The organism is Iodobacter sp. BJB302 (assembly GCF_002735645.1).
GTDB lineage: Bacteria > Pseudomonadota > Gammaproteobacteria > Burkholderiales > Chitinibacteraceae > Iodobacter.
Map to the genome: position 1 here is coordinate 38,230 of NZ_PDZG01000023.1, position 21,833 is coordinate 60,062.

At 50.2% G+C, this 21,833-nt stretch carries 16 protein-coding genes and 1 rRNA gene; 9 read left to right on the forward strand and 8 right to left on the reverse strand.

The features are described 5' to 3' along the window. Nucleotides 1-144 precede the first annotated feature (144 nt). From CSQ88_RS09555 to dapA, 3 genes are all read left to right on the forward strand, one after another. Nucleotides 145-1,524: a DEAD/DEAH box helicase gene (locus CSQ88_RS09555; protein WP_099397879.1), complete on the forward strand. Its 1,380-nt coding sequence runs from the start codon at nucleotides 145-147 to the stop codon at nucleotides 1,522-1,524. A 7-nt stretch (nucleotides 1,525-1,531) separates the two neighbouring features. Beyond that, on the forward strand, nucleotides 1,532-1,966 hold the full coding sequence (locus CSQ88_RS09560; protein WP_099397880.1) for a YiiD C-terminal domain-containing protein: 435 nt from the start codon (nucleotides 1,532-1,534) through the stop codon (nucleotides 1,964-1,966). Nucleotides 1,967-2,278: 312 nt separating this feature from the next. Beyond that, nucleotides 2,279-3,154, forward strand: coding sequence for a 4-hydroxy-tetrahydrodipicolinate synthase (gene dapA / locus CSQ88_RS09565; RefSeq protein ID WP_099397881.1), 876 nt, complete (start codon nucleotides 2,279-2,281; stop codon nucleotides 3,152-3,154). A gap of 47 nt (nucleotides 3,155-3,201) precedes the next feature. Here dapA and CSQ88_RS09570 read toward each other — a convergent pair whose 3' ends face one another. Further along, on the reverse strand, nucleotides 3,202-3,951 hold the full coding sequence (locus CSQ88_RS09570; RefSeq protein WP_099397882.1) for an ABC transporter substrate-binding protein: 750 nt from the start codon (nucleotides 3,949-3,951) through the stop codon (nucleotides 3,202-3,204). 257 nt (nucleotides 3,952-4,208) lie between these two features. Here CSQ88_RS09570 and CSQ88_RS09575 point away from each other — a divergent pair, with 257 nt between their 5' ends. The 5 genes from CSQ88_RS09575 (at nucleotide 4,209) to CSQ88_RS09595 (ending at nucleotide 12,341) form a co-directional block, all read left to right on the forward strand. Further along, nucleotides 4,209-5,264 carry a choice-of-anchor A family protein gene (locus CSQ88_RS09575; RefSeq protein WP_099397883.1) on the forward strand — a complete coding sequence of 352 codons (1,056 nt, stop codon included), beginning with the start codon at nucleotides 4,209-4,211 and terminating at the stop codon, nucleotides 5,262-5,264. A gap of 242 nt (nucleotides 5,265-5,506) precedes the next feature. Further along, nucleotides 5,507-6,949, forward strand: coding sequence for a DUF3375 domain-containing protein (locus tag CSQ88_RS09580; protein ID WP_099397884.1), 1,443 nt, complete (start codon nucleotides 5,507-5,509; stop codon nucleotides 6,947-6,949). A 36-nt stretch (nucleotides 6,950-6,985) separates the two neighbouring features. After that, a complete protein-coding gene (locus tag CSQ88_RS09585) occupies nucleotides 6,986-7,591 on the forward strand; it encodes a DUF4194 domain-containing protein (protein ID WP_218963055.1) in 606 nt (201 codons plus the stop codon). Beyond that, a complete protein-coding gene (locus CSQ88_RS09590) occupies nucleotides 7,584-10,952 on the forward strand; it encodes an ATP-binding protein (protein WP_099397886.1) in 3,369 nt (1,122 codons plus the stop codon). Before CSQ88_RS09585 ends, CSQ88_RS09590 begins: the two co-directional genes overlap by 8 nt. A 219-nt stretch (nucleotides 10,953-11,171) precedes the next feature. Next, a complete protein-coding gene (locus tag CSQ88_RS09595) occupies nucleotides 11,172-12,341 on the forward strand; it encodes a Wadjet anti-phage system protein JetD domain-containing protein (protein WP_099397887.1) in 1,170 nt (389 codons plus the stop codon). Here CSQ88_RS09595 and fdhD read toward each other — a convergent pair. Then, the gene (gene fdhD, locus CSQ88_RS09600; protein ID WP_099397888.1) at nucleotides 12,299-13,123 is read right to left on the reverse strand and encodes a formate dehydrogenase accessory sulfurtransferase FdhD; all 825 of its coding nucleotides are present in this window, start codon (nucleotides 13,121-13,123) and stop codon (nucleotides 12,299-12,301) included. The two genes, CSQ88_RS09595 and fdhD, sit on opposite strands and share 43 nt — an antisense overlap. Then, nucleotides 13,120-15,342 carry an FdhF/YdeP family oxidoreductase gene (locus CSQ88_RS09605; protein WP_099397889.1) on the reverse strand — a complete coding sequence of 741 codons (2,223 nt, stop codon included), beginning with the start codon at nucleotides 15,340-15,342 and terminating at the stop codon, nucleotides 13,120-13,122. The genes fdhD and CSQ88_RS09605 overlap by 4 nt, the downstream gene beginning before the upstream one ends. Nucleotides 15,343-15,647: 305 nt before the next feature. Between CSQ88_RS09605 and CSQ88_RS09610 the strand changes: the two genes are divergently transcribed. Further along, the gene (locus CSQ88_RS09610) at nucleotides 15,648-16,370 is read left to right on the forward strand and encodes a PepSY domain-containing protein (RefSeq protein ID WP_180273614.1); all 723 of its coding nucleotides are present in this window, start codon (nucleotides 15,648-15,650) and stop codon (nucleotides 16,368-16,370) included. Nucleotides 16,371-16,806: 436 nt separating this feature from the next. Here the strand turns inward: CSQ88_RS09610 and CSQ88_RS09615 are convergent, their stop codons facing one another. From CSQ88_RS09615 to rrf, 5 genes are all read right to left on the reverse strand, one after another. Beyond that, complete coding sequence (locus CSQ88_RS09615) at nucleotides 16,807-17,010, reverse strand: hypothetical protein (RefSeq protein ID WP_099397891.1); 204 nt, start codon at nucleotides 17,008-17,010, stop codon at nucleotides 16,807-16,809. 81 nt (nucleotides 17,011-17,091) lie between these two features. Then, on the reverse strand, nucleotides 17,092-18,444 hold the full coding sequence (gene chrA, locus CSQ88_RS09620) for a chromate efflux transporter (protein WP_099397892.1): 1,353 nt from the start codon (nucleotides 18,442-18,444) through the stop codon (nucleotides 17,092-17,094). Between the two features lie 39 nt (nucleotides 18,445-18,483). Beyond that, nucleotides 18,484-20,649: a TonB-dependent siderophore receptor gene (locus CSQ88_RS09625; RefSeq protein ID WP_099397893.1), complete on the reverse strand. Its 2,166-nt coding sequence runs from the start codon at nucleotides 20,647-20,649 to the stop codon at nucleotides 18,484-18,486. Between the two features lie 127 nt (nucleotides 20,650-20,776). Further along, nucleotides 20,777-21,475, reverse strand: a complete 699-nt coding sequence (locus tag CSQ88_RS09630; RefSeq protein ID WP_099397894.1) for a Sir2 family NAD-dependent protein deacetylase — start codon at nucleotides 21,473-21,475, stop codon at nucleotides 20,777-20,779. Between the two features lie 241 nt (nucleotides 21,476-21,716). Further along, a 5S ribosomal RNA gene (rrf, locus tag CSQ88_RS09635) occupies nucleotides 21,717-21,830 on the reverse strand. Nucleotides 21,831-21,833 lie beyond the last annotated feature (3 nt).

The window sequence follows — 21,833 nt, forward strand, 5'->3', positions numbered from 1 at the left end:
TCAGGTTTAAATATGGGCGTTAGTTTAACCGATTGGCGGGCTTAGAGCCTGTTTCACTATTGTCCGATGGTCGGTCAGGGTATGCAGCGGGCCTCGCTTCGTGTAAATTGGAACGTTGTTCTTATTTTTCGGAAAGAAACACGCATGACATTCGCATCGCTCGGGCTGGCTCCGGAAGTGCTCAAGGCAGTCGCCGAGCAAGGTTATGAACATCCGACGCTGATTCAAGCGCAGGCCATCCCTGTCATTCTGTCCGGACGCGACGTTCTCGGTGCAGCACAAACAGGCACCGGTAAAACAGCTGCGTTTACTTTACCGATACTCACCAAAATCGCTAAACACGCGAACACCAGCGCGTCTCCTGCCCGCCACCCCATCCGTGTATTGATTCTTACACCGACCCGCGAGCTGGCCGATCAGGTTTCTGAAAGCGTCACCACCTACAGCAAGCACATGCCGCTGCGCAGCCATGTGGTGTTTGGTGGCATGGATATTAAAGCGCAAATCCCAAAACTGCGGGAAGGCGTTGAAATTCTTGTCGCTACTCCCGGGCGTTTACTCGATCATATCCAGCAAAAATCGGTTAATTTATCGCAGGTTGAAATTCTGATCCTCGATGAAGCCGATCGTATGCTCGATATGGGTTTTATTCTGGATATCCGCAAGATTTTTGAGCTGTGCACTACGCGCAAGCAAACACTGCTGTTTTCAGCAACCTTTGCGCCAGAAATCAAAAAGCTGGCCGAAGACTTTATGCACGACCCGGAAGTCATCGAAGTGGCGCGCCAGAATTCAGCCAATGAATCGGTGAAGCAAGAGCTGCATCCGGTAGAAAACAGCCGCAAAAAAGCCCTCGTTGCCCATCTGATCCGCACCCACAATATGGGGCAGGTCATTGTATTTTGCCGCACCAAAATTGGCGCAGAGCAATTGGGCCGCGAGCTGAAACGCGCTGGTTTTTCCGCCGAAGCTATTCATGGTGACCGCACTCAGCAATCTCGCTTAGAAACGCTGGCGGCATTTAAAGACGGCACGCTTAAAGTATTGGTGGCCACCGATGTGGCCGCACGCGGGCTAGATATTAACGAGCTGCCCTTTGTGATTAACTTTGAGCTGCCAACCAATCCGGAAGACTATGTGCACCGCATTGGCCGTACCGGCCGCGCAGGCGCATCAGGAATTGCGATTTCTTTAGTCGCACCAGAAGAAGAGAAAGCTTACCTTGGCATTCAAAAAATGCTCAAACGTGATCTGCCTCTGATTCCGGTTCCAGGCTTCTCACCAGGCACTACACCGCTTGAAACCGCTCCTCAGCCAGGCCGAGGACGCGACCGTATTCCTGCTGCACGCTCTGCTGCTGCACCTGTTGCAGCTCTGACCCGCAATATGAATACGCCGCCAAACAGCCGGGCCCGCGCACAAAGCTATGACGAAATGCCAGATGCACCACTGTCTAAGCTTAAGCGTGCACCGCAAATTGCAGCTTTATTTTTACCGCCTAAGTATCAAGTAAACCAATCATAAATCCGCCATGAGTGATTTCTCCCAACGCTGGACCACAAGACTGCATCAGGGCTTCCCCCTTTTAAAAGCCATGCAGGTTCAGCTATTGGGAGATCAATCCGGCTGGCAGCTTGCTGCGCCCTACGGCCCCAATCAAAATGATCATCACAGCGCATTTGGCGGCAGTATCAGCACACTGGCCACTATCGCTGGCTGGTTGTGGGTTTCTGAATTAGCAGGGCCCGGCGTGAATGTGGTCATTCAAACAGGCAGCACCCACTTTTTAAGCCCCTTAGAGACTGACCTGATCGCACAAGTGTGCCCGCCAGAAGCCAGCCAGACCGCTCGTTTTTTACATGCACTGCAACGTAAAGGGCGTGCCAGAATGGCACTGGAAATCACCGTGGGCGATGCAATGGGGCAGATTGCTGCGCGATTTAATGCTCAGTATGTAGCGGGCTGATGTTTCAGGCGCCTTGCGGGCAGAAAAAAATTAAAGTACATTGAGCCTTCCCCCATTCTTATTGCCAAAGTAATGATGATGCATACTACCCCACTCTGCCAAACAACAGCTCTGCTGCTGTGTTTGCATGTGGCTTGCATCAATCTACCTGGCAATAATAAACCGAAGAAACAGCTGTCCCTCTGACGGAGCAGCCTTCCCGTCAGACGATAGCCGACGGGAAGGTCTAAATAAATCCACTTCTACTTATTCCCTGAGCGCTTCAAGTCTGAAGGTATGGCCTCCCATGGTTTCGCGCACAGGAGCAAGAATATGACCGGGTTTTCTGGTATTTGGGTCCCCATGGTGACCCCCTTTTTAAATGGGCAAGTTGATCTGGCCGCAGCAGGCCGCCTGGCAAAACACTTAGAAGAACAAGGCGCAGATGGGCTTATCGTCTGCGGCACCACGGGCGAATCCGCCACGCTTTCCCAAACTGAACAGCATCAGCTGCTCACTGCCGTTATCCAAGCAGTCAGCAAAGATTATCCCGTGGCCTTTGGCATCAGCGGCAATAATACGGCAGAAGTAATTTGCGCTGCAGCGGCACTGAATGATATGCCCATCGCCGCGCTATTGGTTTCTGCCCCCTATTATGTAAGGCCATCCCAAGCAGGAATTTTGCAGCATTTTGAAGCCATTGCTGCAGCCAGCCACCACCCTGTAATTATTTATAATATTCCCTACCGCACCGGCGTAACCATAGAGCTGGCCACCATAAAAACGCTCAGCCTTAATCCGCAATTTGTGGCCATTAAAGAAAGTGGCGGCGGGCAAATAGAAGCTATTTATCAAATTATTAATGAAACCCCGCTTAAATTTCTAAGTGGTGAAGATCATCTTATTTTTATTACCAGCTGTATGGGTGGCAACGGTGCAATTGCTGCTGCAGCGCATATTCGCCCTGATTTGTATAAAAAAATGCTGCGCTATATCCAGGAAGGTAATTTAGCTGCAGCAAGGATAATTGATCTGCAATTACGCCCGCTGATTAAGCTGTTATTTTCCGAGCCCAACCCTGCAGTAATTAAAGCAGCACTGGCCATGCAGGGTTTAATACACGATGAACTCCGCTTGCCGATGACTTCTGCCTCAGCAGAAACAAAATCAAAATTAAGTACGCTGCTCGCTGAAATCAGCGCCATTTAGCATCCGCATAAAAAAGCACTTATTGTCTGTAAGTGCTTTTTTTGTATTTATTTCTGAGCGCCCCATTTTGCTTTAATTTGCTTTAACTTACCGTTATCGGCAACTATTTTATAGCCCTGCTCAAACTGGCTCAGCGCCCATAAGCCTTTGGGATGCTTAATACTAAAGCCAATAAACACATCCTGTTTGGTACTTGGAAATATCGTTTCTACCTGGTCTGCCACACCCGCGTTTTCTGCCCAATAACCAGGGATTTGTATTTCATTTGCCATAACCAGAGCAGCATCCAGGCTTTTGCCTGCCAATTGTTTTAAATTAATTTGCTCACTATTACCCATCACAAAAATAATTCCTTTTTTAGGCAACTGGCTGGCACTTGGCGGATATTCATAGCCATTGACCACGCCTATTTTTAAGCCAGGTTTAAGCTCTGCCTCGCTTTTTGCCGCAATAGGATTCGCTTTATTCTGAAAGTAAACCGGTGTGACCGTATAAAGCGGCACGCTGGGGAATTTGACTTTTCCATTTAATGCCGGCTCCCATGCCATATTAAAACAAGCAATGGCGCGGGCATCTAAAACCATATTTTTACAGCGCGCATAGGGCACAACTTTAAGTTTTGCTTCTATGCCAACTGCAGCATAAACAGCCACAATCAACTCATTGCTATAGCCTGTGCCATCTGCTTTAGAAAAAGGCTCTGCCGCATTTTCTACCATCAGCTCCACCACCGGCCCGGCAGAATAAGCTGATCCCATCAGCAGGCTGGCCAACGCCCCACAACAGATTAAACGCATCACTCCACCCCGAAGATTATTCCAGATCTAAATCTAGATTCATTCTGAGACTTAGCATCATATCCGCATGCATTGCCAGACAAGCGAAGCGGCAGTATCCGCCTTGCTTTCAATAATCAATGAGCAGTGAATACCCATTTTTTTAAAGCATATTTAGTTCTTAAAAACTAAATTAAATAAAGAAAAATTCTCAATCCCATTGACATGCCATTTTATGGCATTAAGATACGCCCATTAGTAAATTAGGATTTAATGATATGCGATTAACCCGTATGGCACTGCTTCTGAATTTCGCTATCGCAGGCTATACACACGCTTTAGTGCTTGATTTAGGTGTGGCCAATGAATACAACGGTTTTTTCTTTGCAGATATCAATACGGCAGCTTACGCAGAAGGGCGTCTGGCAGTAGGCGGCAATTTAAATGCAGGGTTTGACGTGGGCTATCGCAATGCTCACGATTCCTCTGCGCCCTCTCTTGTGGTGGCAGGCAATGTATTGCTGAGCACGGCATGGGGTAAGGCAGGCATTATCTCGAATGGTCCGGTCAAAAACACAGATACAAACACGAGTATTGGACTTAGCCCCGCCAGCTGGGTGAGCAGAGGGCCTAATCGCACAAACGGGCTGCAAATGGGCGATGTGGTCTATGGTGGTCAGCTCAACGCAGCAAGCTGGCAATATTCAGCAGCGGTTCAGAATCCCTCATTCATTGATTTTTCAGCAGCAAAAACTCAGCTCACTGCCTTGTCAAAAAAATTAGCCCAGCTGCCCTCAATGGGGCAATGGCACGCAATTGCCGAAGGCGTGGTGCTCAGTGGAAATGGCCAATCCGATTTACAAGTTTTTAACCTTGGCGATACCGATCTCACCAATGTTTACCTCAATAATATCAAGCCAGGCGCGCATATCATCATCAACAGCACGCTGAGCAAAGTTGATTTTTCTGGCCATTATGGCGGAGAGCACGCAGATTCTGCTGACGCAATAGCAAAACATCGCGATCGCATTATCTGGAATCTCAGCCATGCGCGGCAGGTAAATATCAGTCGTTTTGTAAACGGCAGCGTACTGGCCGTAAACGCCGATGTTATTGGTTCCGGCCATATTGAGGGCACACTGATTGCCAATTCGCTAAGCAATGGCAATTTAGAATTGGGCTACGAGCCATTTCAAGCCATGATCATGCCCTCGCCAATCCCAGAGCCAGAAAGCTTTGCCCTCATGAGTATAGGCTTAGCCAGCTTTTTTTTACGCAAACAGCGTGCAACGCTTACTTCCTATAAAACTAAAAAAACACACAAAAGGCAATGAGTCACCCATTCTCATCGATAACGAACACCAGTATTGTCATTCCCGCTGAGAAGGGAATCCAGCTAAGCGACGGAATCTCCGGCAAAAAAGCTCACAAACAAGCACGAAAATGCGGGCCTTGTTTCAGGATATTCATCGGGTGTCAGTGGCTATTATGATCAAATAAGGCCTTAGACTATTAAAATGTAAGCTGCAGCCAAGAATAGTATAATTGCTTGTAAACTTTTCTGCACCGGACTCCTATGGCCGACTATGCCACGCTTATTCTCTTGCGCCAAAATCACCCAGCGTGGCGCTTACTCTGCTCCGACCATGCCCCTTTGATTGCCAGTTTTTTGCAGCGGGTTTTTATCGCCCCCAATATTCGCGTCATGGCGCAAGCCGAGTTGGCAGAAAGTTTAGAAGACGAATTATTTGGCCTGCGCGAACAACTTGGTCCTAAAGCATTCCCCAAATCTGCGCTTGATTATCTAAATGACTGGGCAAGTTCTGCCTGGTTGAGAAAATTTTATGCCCAAGATTCAGACGAGCCACAATTTGATCTGATGCCTGCCACCGAAAAAGTCATCGCCTGGCTAGGCTCCTTAACAGAGCGTAGCTTTGTAGGCACGGAATCCCGCTTGCTTACTTTATTTGAATTACTCAAGCAAATGAGCCAGGGCAGCGAAACAGACCCACAGATTCGCCTTGCAGAATTACATCAGCAAAAAAACGCCATCGACGCCGAAATTTCACGGGTCATGGCGGGTGATATGGCCCTGCTGGACGATACCGCGCTTAAAGATCGCTTTCAGCAGTTCACCCAAATTGCCCGCGAATTACTCAGCGATTTTCGTGAAGTGGAGCATAATTTTCGTGGGTTGGATCGACGCGTGCGTGAGCGCATTGCCCTGTGGCAAGGGTCAAAAGGCGAGCTACTCGAAGAAATCATGGGCGAACGTGATGCCATCAGTGATTCTGACCAAGGCCGCAGCTTTCGCGCCTTTTGGGATTTTTTAATGTCGGGTAAGCGGCAAGACGAATTATCTACCCTACTCGAGCGCGTATTGTCGCTCCCACCCGTCGCCGAGCTTAAGCCCGATAGCCGCACCCGCCGCATTCACTACGATTGGTTAGAAGCTGGCGAACATACTCAGCGCACCGTCGCTGATTTAAGCCGTCAATTGCGGCGCTTTTTGGACGACCAAGCCTGGCTGGAAAACCGACGAATTATGGATATTTTGCACGGTATTGAAGCCAAAGCTCTTGCGCTAAGAGACTCTCCACCAAGCAGCCTGATGGAAATCAGCGACACCGCCGCCGATATTGAGCTGCCAATGGAGCGGCCACTCTATACCCCGACGATCAAGCCCATTATCGATAACATCTTGATTGAGTCTGGCGATTTTAACGCCGAAACCTCCGCACTCTACTCGCAAGTTGTGGTCGACAAAGCCGCCTTAACCTTACATATTGAGTGCAGCCTGCAAGATAAATCACAAATCAGCCTGAGAGAGCTCACCGAATTACAACCACTAGAGCAAGGACTCGCCGAGCTAGTGGCCTATTTGCAATTGGCAGGAGATCGCTTTAAAAGCGTTATCGACGAAGAAAACTGCGAGCTGATTGTCTGGAAACGCCGCGATGGAACAGAGCAAAGCAAACAAGCACGTTTACCACGCGTTATCTTTATCAGATCAAAATAAACATGCCTTAAGAAAACAGCAGCCCAAGAGATGATTATGAGTGAAACAGAAATAGCCAGTGCCGATCTATCCACCCTGATTATTACCCTGCTTAAAGGCGTGATTTACCAAGATAGTGAAGCGAAGCTTTGGCGGGATTTGCTCGAGCTGCAAGTGCGGGTACGTGATTATATTGTGACACTGGGGCTGGAGTTGGTGCTAGACGAGGCCGAAGGCTATGCGTTTTTAAAGTCTAAAACCGTTACGGACGATGAGGCCGCCGCGCCCAAACGGCTGATTAGCCGCAGGCAGCTCTCCTTTCCAGTTAGCCTGATGCTGGCACTGCTGCGCAAAAAACTCGCCGAATTTGACGCCAGTGGCGGCGACACCCGGCTGGTGCTAAGCCTAGACGACGCCAGCGAGCTTATCCGTGTTTTCCTGCCAGACAATAATAATCAAGCCAAGCTGCTCGACCAGATTGAAACCCATCTAAATAAAATTGCCGATCTGGGGTTTTTACGCAAAATTAAATCGGGCAATCACACGCTGTATGAAGTGCGGCGCATTTTAAAAGCCTTTGTCGATGCGCAATGGTTGGCCGAGTTTGACGATCAATTAGCCGCCTACCAAATGCAGCTCGCCGGAGGCACAAGCAATGACTAAGCCATTGCCAGACAGCCTTGGGCTAGATTTTGTCAGCGACGATGCGCTATCGGGCTTTCGACTGCAGCGCTTAGAAGTCTTCAACTGGGGCACTTTCGATGGCCGCGTTTGGGCGCTGCATCCTGCTGGAAAAAACTCACTACTAACAGGAGATATTGGCTCAGGTAAATCAACCTTAGTGGATGCTGTTACCACCCTGCTGATTCCTGCCCATCGAATTGCTTATAACAAGGCAGCAGGAGCGGATAATAAAGAGCGCTCCTTACGCTCCTATGTGCTTGGGCATTATAAATCGGAGCGAAACGAGGCCAGTGGTAATGCCAAGCCCGTTAGCCTGCGAGATAACAATAGCTACTCGGTGATTCTTGGTGTGTTTCATAACGAGGGCTACGATCCAACCATTACCTTGGCGCAAGTGTTTTGGATGAAGCAGGGAGCGAGTCAGCCAGAGCGCTTTTATGTGGGCGCAGAGCAAGATTTAACCATCGCCACAGACTTTGCCCAATTTGGCGGCGATATTAACGCGCTACGTAAAAGACTGAGGGCCAGCAAGGCCGAGCTATTCGATAGCTTCCCGCCCTATGCCGCATGGTTTCGCCGCCGCTTTGGCATTGAAAACGATCAGGCTTTAGAGCTATTTCATCAAACTGTTTCGATGAAATCAGTTGGCAATCTCACCGATTTTGTCCGCAGCCATATGCTCGAGCCATTCGACGTGGCGTCGCGGATTAGCGCACTCATCGGCCATTTTGACGATCTAAACCGTGCTCACGAAGCCGTACTAAAAGCGAAGCGACAAGTAATCTTGCTGACGCCGCTAGTAGCAGACACAGAACGTCACACCAAGCTAAGCAGCCAGCTCGAAGATTTACGCCTCAGCCGCGAAGCGCTCAGGCCCTACTTTGCTGGCCATAAACTGGCCCTGCTCGATAAACGAATCAGCCATCTACTGGATGATTGCAACAGGCAGCAAGCGCAAATTGAAAAGCTCGAGCAGCAACGCAGCGAGCAAAGGTATAGCGAGGCCGAGCTAAAGCAAAATATCAGCGATAACGGCGGCGACCGGCTGGAATTCTTAGCCGCCGAAATCCAACGTAAAGAGCAAGCACGCCAAGCCAAAGAGAAAAAAGCCGAGCGCTATGCCGAGCTGGTCAGCGCGATTGGCGAGCAGCCTTGCACAAACGAAAGCGCCTTTCTTAAACAGCAACTTGGCTTTGCCGCCATTAAAGACGCCGCTGAAGCGGAAGATGCCCAACTTAAGAATACCGAAAGAGAGCATGACTTTAGCTTTCTGCAAGGTAAGAAAGAGCGTAATGCCCTCGTTGCAGAAATCAGCAGCCTGAAAGCGCGGCTTAGCAATATTCCGGATGAGCAAGTCAGAATGCGTGCAGCGCTATGCAGCGCCTTAAGCCTCAACCCCGCTGACATGCCCTTTGCTGGTGAGCTGCTACAAGTACATGAGGACGAAAAAGACTGGCAAGGCGCGGCAGAAAGAATGCTACGCAGCTTTGGTTTATCCCTGCTGGTGCCGGATGAGCATTACGCCAAGGTGGCCGATTGGGTCGATAAAACCCATTTAAGAGGCCGCTTGGTGTATTTCCGCATCCGCCCAAGCAGCCACAGCACGCCACAAAACCTAGGGCCCGATTCACTGGCACGTAAATTGGCGGTAAAACCCGATTCGCCTTTTTACCACTGGCTAAAAAACGAAATCGACAAACGCTTTGACGTGGCCTGCTGCGCCAACCAAGAGCAATTTCGTCGCGAAACTCGCGCCATCACGCAAGCAGGGCAAATCAAAGCGCCTGGCGAGCGCCATGAAAAGGACGACCGCCACAGCCTGACTGATCGCAGCCGCTATGTGCTGGGCTGGAGCAATCTGGATAAAATCGCCGCGCTGGAAGCCAATAAACTGACGCTTGAAGCCGAAATGGCCAAAATAGCGGCGCTCATTGGCGCAATCAAGGCCGAACAAAATGTATTAAAAGATCAGCTCACAGCCTTATCTAAGCTGGATGAATACAGCGATTTTAAAGAACTCGATTGGCAAGAATTAGCCTTAGAAATAGGTAAGCTAGCAGACGAAAAACGCCAACTAGAATCCGCATCGGATCTACTACAAGGCCTTAGCCTGCGCCTAAAAGCACTGCAAGCCGAGCTGGCAGAGACAGAAAACACCTTGGCAGATAAAATCTGCGACTCAGGTAAAAGCCAATCCAGATTGGAAGATGCCAAGAGCTTACACACTCAAACTCAGCTTCAATTAAATGAAGCTCAGCCCTCGCTCATCCCACTAGAAAAACTCGACGCCATGCGTAGCGAAGCGCTGGGGGAGCACCAACTTTCGGTTGAATCCTGCGAAAACCGTGAGCGCGAAATACGCGACTGGTTGCAAAAGCAGATGGATAGAGAAGCGCAAAAAATCAGCAATCTAGGTGAGCGTATCGTCAAGGCGATGACCTCCTACAAGGAAGAATTCAAGCTAGAAACCGCCGAAACTGACGCCAGTATTGCGGCAGCCTTTGAATACAAGACCATGCTAGATGCGCTACAAGCCGACGATCTGCCTCGTTTTGAAGCGCGCTTTAAAGAACTGCTGAATGAAAACACCATCCGCGAAGTGGCCAATTTTCAATCACAGCTAGCGCGTGAGCGCGAAACCATTAAGGAGCGGATCGCGCTAATTAATGGCTCGCTGACGCAAATCGATTACAACACCGGCCGCTATATCGAGCTGCAAGCCCAGCCGACACCCGATGCCGATATTCGGGATTTCCAAAGCGAATTGCGCTCGTGTACCGAAGGCGCTTTAAGTGGCTCCGAAGACGCTCAGTATTCTGAGGCCAAGTTTCTGCAAGTGAAACAAATTATCGAGCGCTTTCGCGGCCGCGAAGGACAAACCGAGCAAGACCGTCGCTGGACGAATAAAGTGACCGATGTGCGAAGCTGGTTTGTATTTACTGCCAGCGAGCGCTGGCGCGAAGACAACACCGAACACGAGCATTATTCAGATTCGGGCGGTAAATCGGGCGGGCAGAAAGAAAAACTGGCTTACACCATCCTCGCCGCCAGCCTTGCTTATCAATTTGGTTTGGAATGGGGTGCGGTGCGTTCCAGATCGTTCCGCTTTGTGGTGATCGACGAAGCTTTTGGCCGTGGCTCGGATGAATCGGCGCAATACGGCTTGCGGCTATTTGCCCAGCTCAATCTGCAACTCTTGATCGTCACGCCTTTGCAAAAAATCCACATCATCGAGCCCTTTGTCGCCAGCGTCGGCTTCGTCCACAACGAAGCCGGCCGCGCCTCCATGCTGCGTAATTTATCGATAGAAGAATATCGTAGTGAAAAGGCAGCGAAGTAAGATCGCAAGAAGAATCACAAGGATAAAAAACCCAAATCTTGAACCACGGAGGGCACAGAGAACACGGAGTTTCACGGAGAAAACCTTGCTCATTTTTTTCTCCGTGACTCCCCGTGTTCTCCCAAACTCTGTAGTTTAAGATGTGGGTTTTAAACGGGGTCAGATTTCCTTCCTGGCAGGATGTCTACAAAAAATTTTCCCAAACAATGAGCTACAAAAATGACATGGACCACCCCGATCGAGCTGCATGCCCAAGTTAAAAAACTTTGGGATAGGGGTGAGATACTGGCTGCTTTAATCAGCGGCGAGCCGCTTTTTCCTAAGCGCTTGCGGCTCAAAGGCCCCTCTTCCGCCGAGCTATCCAGCCATTTTGATGCGGCAAGAGCTTGGATTAGCGAGCTAAAAACAATGCGCCATTGCCGCATTACCATGCGGGAAATAAATCACCGGACCCTTGGCACAAACAGCCTGCCAGATCAGGCATGGATCGATACTCAGGAAAACGCTTTGGCGCTGATCGGTAAAACCGCTGAGGCCACACGGTTTAAACAGCTGTTTGCTGTAACACACAATCAACAACTTCATCCCTGGCTGGCCAAACGCGCCTTACGGGCGCTGGAGCTGGCAGACGATTGGCCTAAGCTGCTGGCAATTGTAGCTTGGCTACAAAGCCACCCGCAGCCAGGCATTTATCTGCGCCAGGTTGATCTGCCTGATGTACACAGCAAATTGATCGAATCCCATCGTGGTGTATTGGCCGAATTACTCGATCTGGCCTTGCCACCAGATGCCATCAACAGCTCAGCAACAGGCATCACCCAATTTGCTCAACGCTATGGCTTTTGCGATAAACCGCAGCGAGTGCGTTTTCGGATTCTCGACCCGGCATATGCCTTACTGGCCAACGATGCCGATATTACCCTCGATGCGGCCAGCTTTGCCCAGCTCAAGAGCAAGATCAGCATGGTCTTCATCACCGAAAATGAAGTCAATTTTTTAGCCTTTCCCAAGCACCCCCACAGTATGGTGATCTTTGGCTCAGGCTATGGTTTTGACATGCTGGCGCAAGCTCAATGGCTGAATAACTGCCAAATTTATTACTGGGGCGATATCGACACCCATGGCTTTGCGATTCTGGACCAGTTACGCAGCCATTTTCCGCATGTGCAATCGCTGCTGATGGATAGGCAAACGCTGCTGTATTTTAAGAGCCAATGGGGGCAAGAAGAGACACCCAGCTCTGCTGAGCTAACGCAGCTGAATCATGAAGAAGCCGCGCTTTTTGCAGATTTAAAACACCATACAATCCGCAATAAGCTGCGACTAGAGCAAGAAAAAATCGGCTTTCACTGGCTGGAGCAGGCTTTAGCCAAATTGCCATCGGAGTGAATCACCCTCTCCGGGCGGGTATAAACAGTAAAACGCTGCCCACGCACAAAGCCGAGCAGGGTGATATTAGCCAGCCTTGCCTGTTCAACAGCCAGATGGCTGGGGGCGGAGATTGCGGCAATGATAGGCATTTGGGCGCGGGCGGCTTTTTGGATAAGATCATAAGAAAGTCGTGAAGACATCAGCAGCAGGCCATCCGGCCTTTGCCGCTGGCTGGCTAAATGGCCGATCAATTTATCTAAGGCATTATGGCGGCCAAGGTCTTCAAAAACCGTTAACTGCCCTGCTGCCCACCAACCCGCAGCATGCACGCCGCCTGTTTGCTGATTGATGATTTGCAGCTGACTTAAGGCCTGCATCCCGGCCAGAATATCCTGTGGATTAATTTTAAAATCAGAATCAAATGCGGGTGGTGCACGCATCACCTCGGCCAGCTGCTCAGTGCCACACAGGCCACAAGCGGTACGGCTTTGCAGATTGCGGCGACGGCTGCGCAGCTTAGCGGCAAATTGATTGGGAATTTGCAAATGCGCCTCATAGCCATCGTGGCTGGCTCTGATTTCCACAGCCAGTATCTGGTAATAGGCATCCACAATGCCCTCGCTCAGGCTAAAGCCAATCACCAGTTGCTCCAGATGAAGCGGGCTGCACAGCATCACCAGATAGGCCACGCCGTTGTAAACCAGGAGCAGCGGTACTTCTTCAGCCACCTGCTGCTCCAGCACTTGTAAGCCATCATCGGAATAAAAATGTGCTGTTACGGTTTGAATTCCCTCGCTCATGCTTGCAGATATACCACTAAGGCTTTGCTGGCCGGTGTCATCGCGTCAACGGCGTAATAATCCAGGGGCACCAGCGGATTGGTTTCCGGAAAATACGCAGCCAGACAACCACGCGGCGTATCAAAAGGCTGCAGGCGAAAATCATTCACCTGCCGCTCGCGGTCAAACCACACTGAAACGATATTCACATACTGATCGGCCTGTAAGCCCAGCTCAGCCATATCCTCAGCATTAATAAATAATACTTTCCGCTCATTCTGAATGCCGCGATAGCGGTCATTTCTGCGGTACACCGTGGTGTTGTACTGATCGTGGCTGCGGATAGTCGAAAGGAGCAGCAGTGGATGCGTGGTTAAGCCCTGCAGCTGATCACGGACAGGCGCTTGCAAGGCATGCACTTTAAAACGCGCCTTGCCCACCACCCAGCGCCGCTCTCTTGCCGTATTACCCAGATAAAAACCGCCAGGCACGCGCACCCGCTGATTAAAACCGGCAAAACCCGGAATCGCGACGGCAATCATGTCGCGGATCAAATCGTAATCCTGAATCAAGGCCATAAAATCAATCGGGCAATTACTCAGCGTGGCGGCCGCCATACGCGCCACGATTTCTGGCTCGGACAATAAATGCGGGGACGCTGGCGTTTTAACGCCCTGCGTCAGGTGCACCATACTCATCGAATCTTCAACAGAAATGCTTTGCGGCTGATCATTTTGCAGATCGATTTCGGTGCGGCCAAGGCAGGGCAAAATCAGCGCATCCAGCCCCGGCACAAGGTGCGATCGATTCAGCGTGGTGTTGATATGCACGGTCAGGTTTTGCTTACGCAATGCTGCGTGCGTGCGCTCGGTATCCGGCGTGGCAGCGGCAAAGTTACCCCCCATAGCGATAAACACCTTGCCCTTGCCTGACTCCATTGCAGCAATGCTTTCCACCACATTGCGCCCTTGCTGGGATGGCGGCGTAAAACCACAGGCCTTACCTAGTTGCTGCAAAAAGGCCGCACTGGGGCGCTCATTAATCCCCATGGTGCGATCGCCCTGCACATTGGAATGCCCGCGCACCGGGCAAACTCCCGCACCGGGCTTGCCGATATTGCCCTTCACCAGCAGCACATTGCAGAGCATCTGGATAGTCGCCACCGCATGCTGATGCTGGGTAATGCCCATACCCCAGGTAATAATCGTGGCTTTGCTCCGGATATACACATCACCAAGCTGCTTTAATTTGGCCAGTGTTAAGCCGCTATGGCTGACCAGATCTTCCCAAGAAGTGGCGGTAATATCGGCCACCAACTCGGCATAGCCTTCGGTATGCTCAGTAATAAAAGCCTGATCAGCCGCTCCTGCCTCCAGCACCAATTTAAGCAGCGCCTTAGCAATCGCCAGATCGCCGCCCAGCTGCGGCTGAACATACAGCGAGGCAATAGGGGAAGCGGAGTTGCGCAACATTTGCAGCGGATTTTGCGGATCCTGAAACGAGACTAAGCCGCGCTCTTTCAGCGGGTTAATCACCACAATCTGGCAGCCCCGCTCTGCCGCTTCATGCAAAGTACCCAGCATGCGCGGATGATTTGTGCCGGGGTTTTGCCCAAAAATAAAAATCGCCTCGGCGTGCTCAAAGTCTTCCAGCGTCACCGTGCCCTTACCCACCCCAATGCTGGCATTCAGCGCAAAGCCGCTGGGCTCGTGGCACATATTCGAGCAATCGGGCATATTATTCGTGCCATAAAGACGCACAAATAATTGATATAGAAACGCCGTTTCATTACCGGTACGCCCCGAGGTATAAAAATGCGCCTCGTCTGGCTTTATCTCTTGCAAATGCCTTGCAATCAGCTGAAACGCATCATCCCAGCTAACCGGCACATAGCGATCACTTGCCGCATCAAAGCGCATTGGCGCGGTCAGCCTGCCCTGCTGCTCCAGCGAATAATCATCCCATAGCTGCAAATCGCTGACGGTATACTCTGCAAAAAAATCAGCCTCAAGCCGCTTTGATGTAATCTCGTGGCCAATCGCCTTGGCTCCGTTCTCACAAAATTGCACACGGGTATTGGGTTTGTCCGGCCAGGCACAGCCTGGGCAATCGAAACCATCCGGCTGATTGGCGTTGGCTAAGGCAATCACGGATTTGCCCGCATGACCTGGCTCGATGGTAGCAAGCGTTGCTTTTAGCGCGCCCCAGCCGCCCGCTGGCGATGGATTTTTCTGCGACATTCTGGCTTTCCTAAGCTCAATTGCATATTGAGAACAAAACACGGCTCCGATGTGGATAGGGTGATCTGCTCCGCCCCATCTCTTGCCTAATCTTACGTAAGCAATACATTTCAATCTATCTATCTTTAAGAAAATATTCACGTAAGCATTTAAACAGCGACAAACCGCTCTATTTAATTCTAACAACTTGATCAGCCAAAGCGCACAAATACTCTGTATCCGCCTCATTCAAATAACTGTGCCCGCCCACAAAAGATGGCATTAGAATAGCGCCCACAAAAATGATTCTTAATCAGGTTATCAATATGAGTTTGGCTGCAAGCTTCTTTCGCTGGCATCGCTGGATAGGCTATCTGGTGGCATTTCAGGTTTTGGCATGGATACTGGGCGGACTGCTGTTTGCCTGGCTCCCTTTTCAGGATTGGATTAAATGCGGCGAAGTGATGGAAAAACCACGCCAGCCACTGCCTGCTAATTGGGCGGCTCAGATCGGCCCCATGCCCACTGATAAAGGCGCTTTGCTCGGCGTGCAAAGCATCGCAACCGCCACCGGCCCGGCACTTAAACTGCGTTTTGAAAAAGAAGAGCTGCTTTTGAGTGTGGCAGGCGGTGCAGTCACAGCAGCCAATGCCAGCAACATCAGCCAGTTTGCCCTCAGTATCTATAAGGGCGAAGGCAAATTAGCTGAAGTAATCAAAATCAAAGAAGCCCCTCGCCGCCTTGGCATGGTGCATGAGTTTTCTGCCCGCCAGAATGTATGGGTGGCACGGTTTGATGATGCGCTGCAAAGCCGTTTTTACTTTGACGGCCAGAGCGGCGAGCTATTAGCTGCCCGCAACGAAGCGTGGGTGATTTACGACTTTTTCTGGCGCTTACATGTGATGGATTACAGCGAGGGCGAGGATTTTAACAATAGTCTGTTGCGCGGCACCTCCATCGTCGCCATGGGGCTGACCATTACCGGCTTTGCTCTCAGTTTCTTTGCGCTAAGGCGGAGCTGGCGAAGAAAAAGGCAAACCAAGTCTTAAACCACAGAGGATGCAGAGAAAAACAGCACTCTCGCAGGGCGGGTGAAACCCACGTATTTTTCAGTACCGCTCGCGGGTTTCACCCCATGGGCGCTAACCACCTTGGTTTTCATCAGCAAACAGCGAAAATCGAGTGACTACGCTCTTTGCACGGGGCTTTTAGAGTCCCCTTGAAGCGCGCCGAAGCGAGGAACAAGCGGGGCGGGGTTTCGGTGAGGATGTTTGAGCGAAGCGAGTCCCGCAGCCGCCGCCTCGCTTGTCCGCAGCGAGGGGTTTCGTGCTTTGTGGGGCGGCCTTCTTTTGGTTGTTTTCTTAGCCGTTCAAGAAAAGAACGCCCCTGCGTGGCTACCGCTCCAAAATCAACGTGCCGAAGGCACTAAAAAGTTCTTTTTGACTTTGCTTAGCGCATATGGGGTTTCACCCACCCTACAACGCATCAAGCCTGATCAGCACCAGACTGATCATCCCTTAAACGAAAACAGGCCCGCTCGAATAAATCCTGTATATCAGGCTCCAGCTCACAGGCACCGGCCAACCGCTCCAGCAAATTGGCCGCTTGCTGTGCGGCATGATGGCAGCCCGTTTCATGGTGCTTCAGCAAGAGGCTTAAAGCGCCAATACCTAGATCTCCATTGCCCATTTCCTGCCCTCACAAGCTTGATGAAAGAATGATCCTTTAGTGTAATATAGTTGATATTAATTATCATTTATATTTCACACCTTATATGACAGCGCTCATCTTCAAAACCAGTCCCAGCAAGGCGCACGCCACAATCATATGAATGACCGATATTTTGTATCGGAACAAAGCCACCGATGCAGCCAAGGCAATCAGCCCTGATATCCAATCAAACGTGCCTGCAAAGCCCGCAGGCCACAGCACGTGATAGCCAAAAAACAGCGCCAGATTTAAAATCACTCCGACTACAGCTGCAGTAATAGCGGTAAGCGGCGCAGTAAATTTCAAATCGTTATGTGTCGATTCCACCATCGGCCCACCAGCCAGGATAAGAATAAACGAAGGCAAAAAGGTAAACCAAGTCACCAAGGTGGCCGCAGCAGCCCCTGCCCAAAACAGATTATCCGGCCCAAACAATTCCTTGGTATAGCCGCCAATAAAGCCCACAAAAGCCACCACCATAATCAAGGGGCCGGGGGTCGTTTCACCCAGCGCCAAACCATCGATCATTTGCACCGGCATCAGCCAGCCATAATGATCCACCGCCCCTTGATACACATAGGGCAGCACGGCGTAAGCTCCACCAAAAGTCAGCAAGGCCGCCTTGCTAAAGAACCAGGCCATTTGCGCAAAAGTGTGATCCCAGCCGTAGTTTGCCAGTAGCAGCCCCATAGGAATCAGCCAAAGCAGCAGGCCCACGATGGCGACTTTGATGAAGCCAGCCCAAGTAAAACGTGCATGCTCTGGCGCTGGCGTGTCATCATCAATCAGCGCGGGGCCAAAAGATACATCAACCTTGCCGTGGCCGCCGCCCGCCCTAAATTGCTCCGGCGCAATGCGCCCGCCGATATAGCCGGCTAAAGCTGCCGCGGCAACAATCACGGGAAAAGGCAGCTTTAATGCGAAAATGGCGATAAAAGACGCGGCGGCAATCGCCCACAGCGTATTGTTTTTCAGCGCCCGAGAGCCGATACGATGCGCGGCTTGCAGCACAATCGCCGTAACCGCAGGCTTAATCCCGTAAAACAATCCCGCCACCAGAGGCAGATGACCAAAGGCGATATACACCCAGGAAAGCGCAATCAGAATAAATAAGGATGGCAAAACAAAAAGCACACCCGCAGCGATGGCGCCACGGGTTTTGTGCATCAGCCAGCCAATATAAGTCGCCAGCTGCTGCGCTTCGGGGCCGGGCAGCAGCATGCAGTAGTTCAGCGCATGCAGAAATCGCCGTTCAGAAATCCAGCGCCGCCGCTCTACCAGCTCCTGGTGCATGATAGAAATCTGCCCGGCAGGCCCGCCAAAGCTAATCAAACCTAATTTCAGCCAGAATAAAAAAGCCTGCCAAAAGCTCACTGCTTGCGGTGCGACTTGGGGAGTTTCAAGCTGGGGCATACGACTCTCTGGGGGCAGGGGATTGGATGGGCGGTATTCTTATAAACGCATTTCTAAAACCGCCCGCGCCGTCATCTCGCTTTGGCTGGTAGTCGTTTGCTGGCGAACTCCGTTTTGATCTGCATAAAGAGATTCGGCGATATGGTCTTCAGCCAATATATTGGCAAATGAAATACGCAATTGCATTGCCGGGCTTATTTTCCATAAGCCATATACATCGAGCGTGCGTTTGGCTGGGTTGATTGCAGTTTGGGTATTAGAAAGCCGGGTTGTTGCCGCACTCTGAAAATTATAATTGCCACCTAAAGTCAGAAACTCACCCAGCAATTTATAATCCACACCAAAATTAGCACTCACAGGCGTTTGCTGATCAAGGCGATTATCCGGGCCTGCTATTGATTCAACTTCCGACCAATTGGCCGCCATATTGGCGCGAATATCTAAAGCAGGTGCATCAGGCCAATACTGTTGTAAATTAAATTTGGCTTCTAATTCTAAACCGCGCAAATTGGCCCGGCCCTGATTAAAAGGTTGAGAAACCCACAGGCCGTTTATTTGCATGAGTGATGGCAATATCACATCATCAATTTGGCGCGCATAAATACTGGCACTGAGCACGCCGCCTTTTTCCAGATAATGCTCAAAGGCCAAATCAGCGCCCCAAGCTAATTCAGGGCGTAAATTCGGATTACCCTTAGTGTCTGGCGTGGTAGCGCTATTATCATTGGCCACATTACGCCGTGGAATTAAATCGCGGGTATTGGGCGCTTTATAGGTTCGGCTTAACGCAAATCTCAGCTGATCTTTCTCAGCGAATTTCCATAGCGTTTGCAAAATAGGGCTAAGCACAGCAGAACGATTCGCCACGTCATCCAGGTTATTGCCCTCGCTTTGCGTAGCAATCCCTTCCCAGCGCAAGCCCATATAGAGCGACCATTGCGGCAAGATCTCCCATTCATCCTGAGCAAATACAGCTAGGCGCTCTACCCTGGCGGTATATGAATCATCACGATAAACACTTGGCCTGCCATAGGCTTTTTCCTGCCTGAGCCTATCCTCGGCGCGCCAGTTATATTCGCCCTCCCAGCCGGTAACAAAAGAATGGCCCTCAATATAGCCATTTAAATATTTACCACTCAGGCTAAGGCCGTAATCACTGGCCAGCGAGTTGATATTGCGGCTGAGCGCAGGCAAAGCTTTTGCATCAAAACCTTCAAGCTGGCTGTCTGATTCTCGCCGGTTATATGTGGCACCCAGCTTGAGATCAAGCTTGGCTCCACTCGCGAGCTGATGCAATACAGTCAGTTTGCTTCTGAATTGGCTGCTGTCTGAAATGCTGCGGGTAAAATCCTGAGTCAAAGGGGGCTGCTCACCCCAGGCAGTCAGCCTTAGCTCTTCACCGCCCCCTTCCGAGTGCTGCAGACGCAATAAACTCTCAAGATTAATACTGTTGCCATGGCCCAAATCCCACATCAGCCTTGGTGCAAGATTAAGCCTGTCGCTTTGCCCAAAGTCTCTTTTACTGGTCACTCGTGCCAGCCGCAGCTGGCCAGCCGCACTCAGCTCTTCTTGATCGACTTGGGATAAATCTACATTTTTGCTGCGGCCAATTCCACCAGAAATCGTATAAGAGAAATCACCATCACGATCTGAAAAAAGACCATCGATGCCAAGACCAGGTTCGCCACCATCACTGGAAGCGGCCAGCTTGATGTCGCGGCGTGACATATCTACTTTTCTTTTTAAGATGATATTAATCGAGCCGGCAATCGCCTGCGTGCTGGCATCCGCAGTGGCTGCACGAGCCACTTCGATGCGCTCAATTAATTCAGGGGAAATAGAATCTAAAGAGAAGCCGGGCGGGGCGCGCTCGCCATTGAGCATCACCTGCGTGTAGCCACTTCCAAGGCCACGCATCCGCACTTCACCACCCTTGCCCTGTACACCACGCACGCTAATTCCTGGTACGCGCTTTAAAACATCTACCAGGCTGCTATCGCCATAACGCACGATATCCGCCTCTAAAATAACGGTTTTCGTCGCCGTGGAACTGCGCCTGTCATCTTTATGCCCAAGCACTTCAATGCGCTGTACTTTATTAATTGAACTAACAGGATCAGGGGAATCGCCCAAGCGCTCTTCAGCTTTGGAACTCAATGCAATAAAACAAAGAATCAGAAAATAAATTGGAGCGCGAAAAGTCATGACTAAACAAGAAAGAGACAATAACCGTACTATGCCATGACAATCTAAGCGACATTCTATTTATATCGCATATAAATAGTTTAAATAATGTAATACAACAGATCAATTGCACTCAAAGGTTAATGATTTATGACTGATTGATTGCATTAATCCATTTTAACAATCCCACTTCTGCAGTCTCTTCCATACAAATCACACCATGCGCTTTGGCAGCGGCAGGGATATTCTTATCAATAAAAATAATTTGCGGACATTTTCCTGCAGAGCGAATCATCGCAATCGGATTCACCACATTCAGGCTGGTGCCTACAATCACAAAAGTATCCGTGCTTTTTAAATCTTCAATCAACCAGTGTAAAGCCTCATATTCCGGCGCCATTTCACCAAAAAATACAATACCGGGCTTGACCATTACACTGCCACAGGCAGCGCATTCACTCGGCTCAAACACATGATCGGCGATATCCCAATAATGATAGCACTGAGCGCAAGACATCTGATCCACTCTGCCATGCAAATGTAATACATCAGCCGTACCCGCTGCTTCATGCAATAAATCGATATTGGTGGTAATCACTTTAACGGGCTGTTGTTGCTGTAATTCTGCAATCGCTAAATAGCCCACATGAGGTTTTGCCACGGCATATTGCAATTTACGCTCGTTATAAAACTGAAAAGTTAAATCACGAATATTCTGCTCTTTAATAAACCGGGAGAAATTACATACCTGATTAATATCATAATTCTCCCAAAGCCCGCCGGTATCTCTAAAAGTAGGCAAACCCGAATCCGCCGCCATTCCCGCACCGGTAAAAATATAAATCATCGCATTCGCTCCTGTCTGGTCTTAAATATCATGATATTAATCATACGCTCATGCCGGTATTACGATGGGCTGGTGTCCATCTTGGATAGGTTTGAGGCAGGTTTTTTAGGTTGGGTTAGCAGCTTTATCGCGTAACCCAACATGCGAACCTAAGGTGGTTGCTCGCTACACGAAAGCCACTTTTCTTCCGCACAAAGCAAAAACCCCGATATCTTTCGATATCGGGGTTCGCTTATGGGGTGTCTGGCAATGACCTACTTTCACACAGGTAATCTGCACTATCATCGGCGCTAAGGTGTTTCACTGTCCTGTTCGGGATGGGAAGGAGTGGGACCACCTCGCTATGGTCGCCAGACTT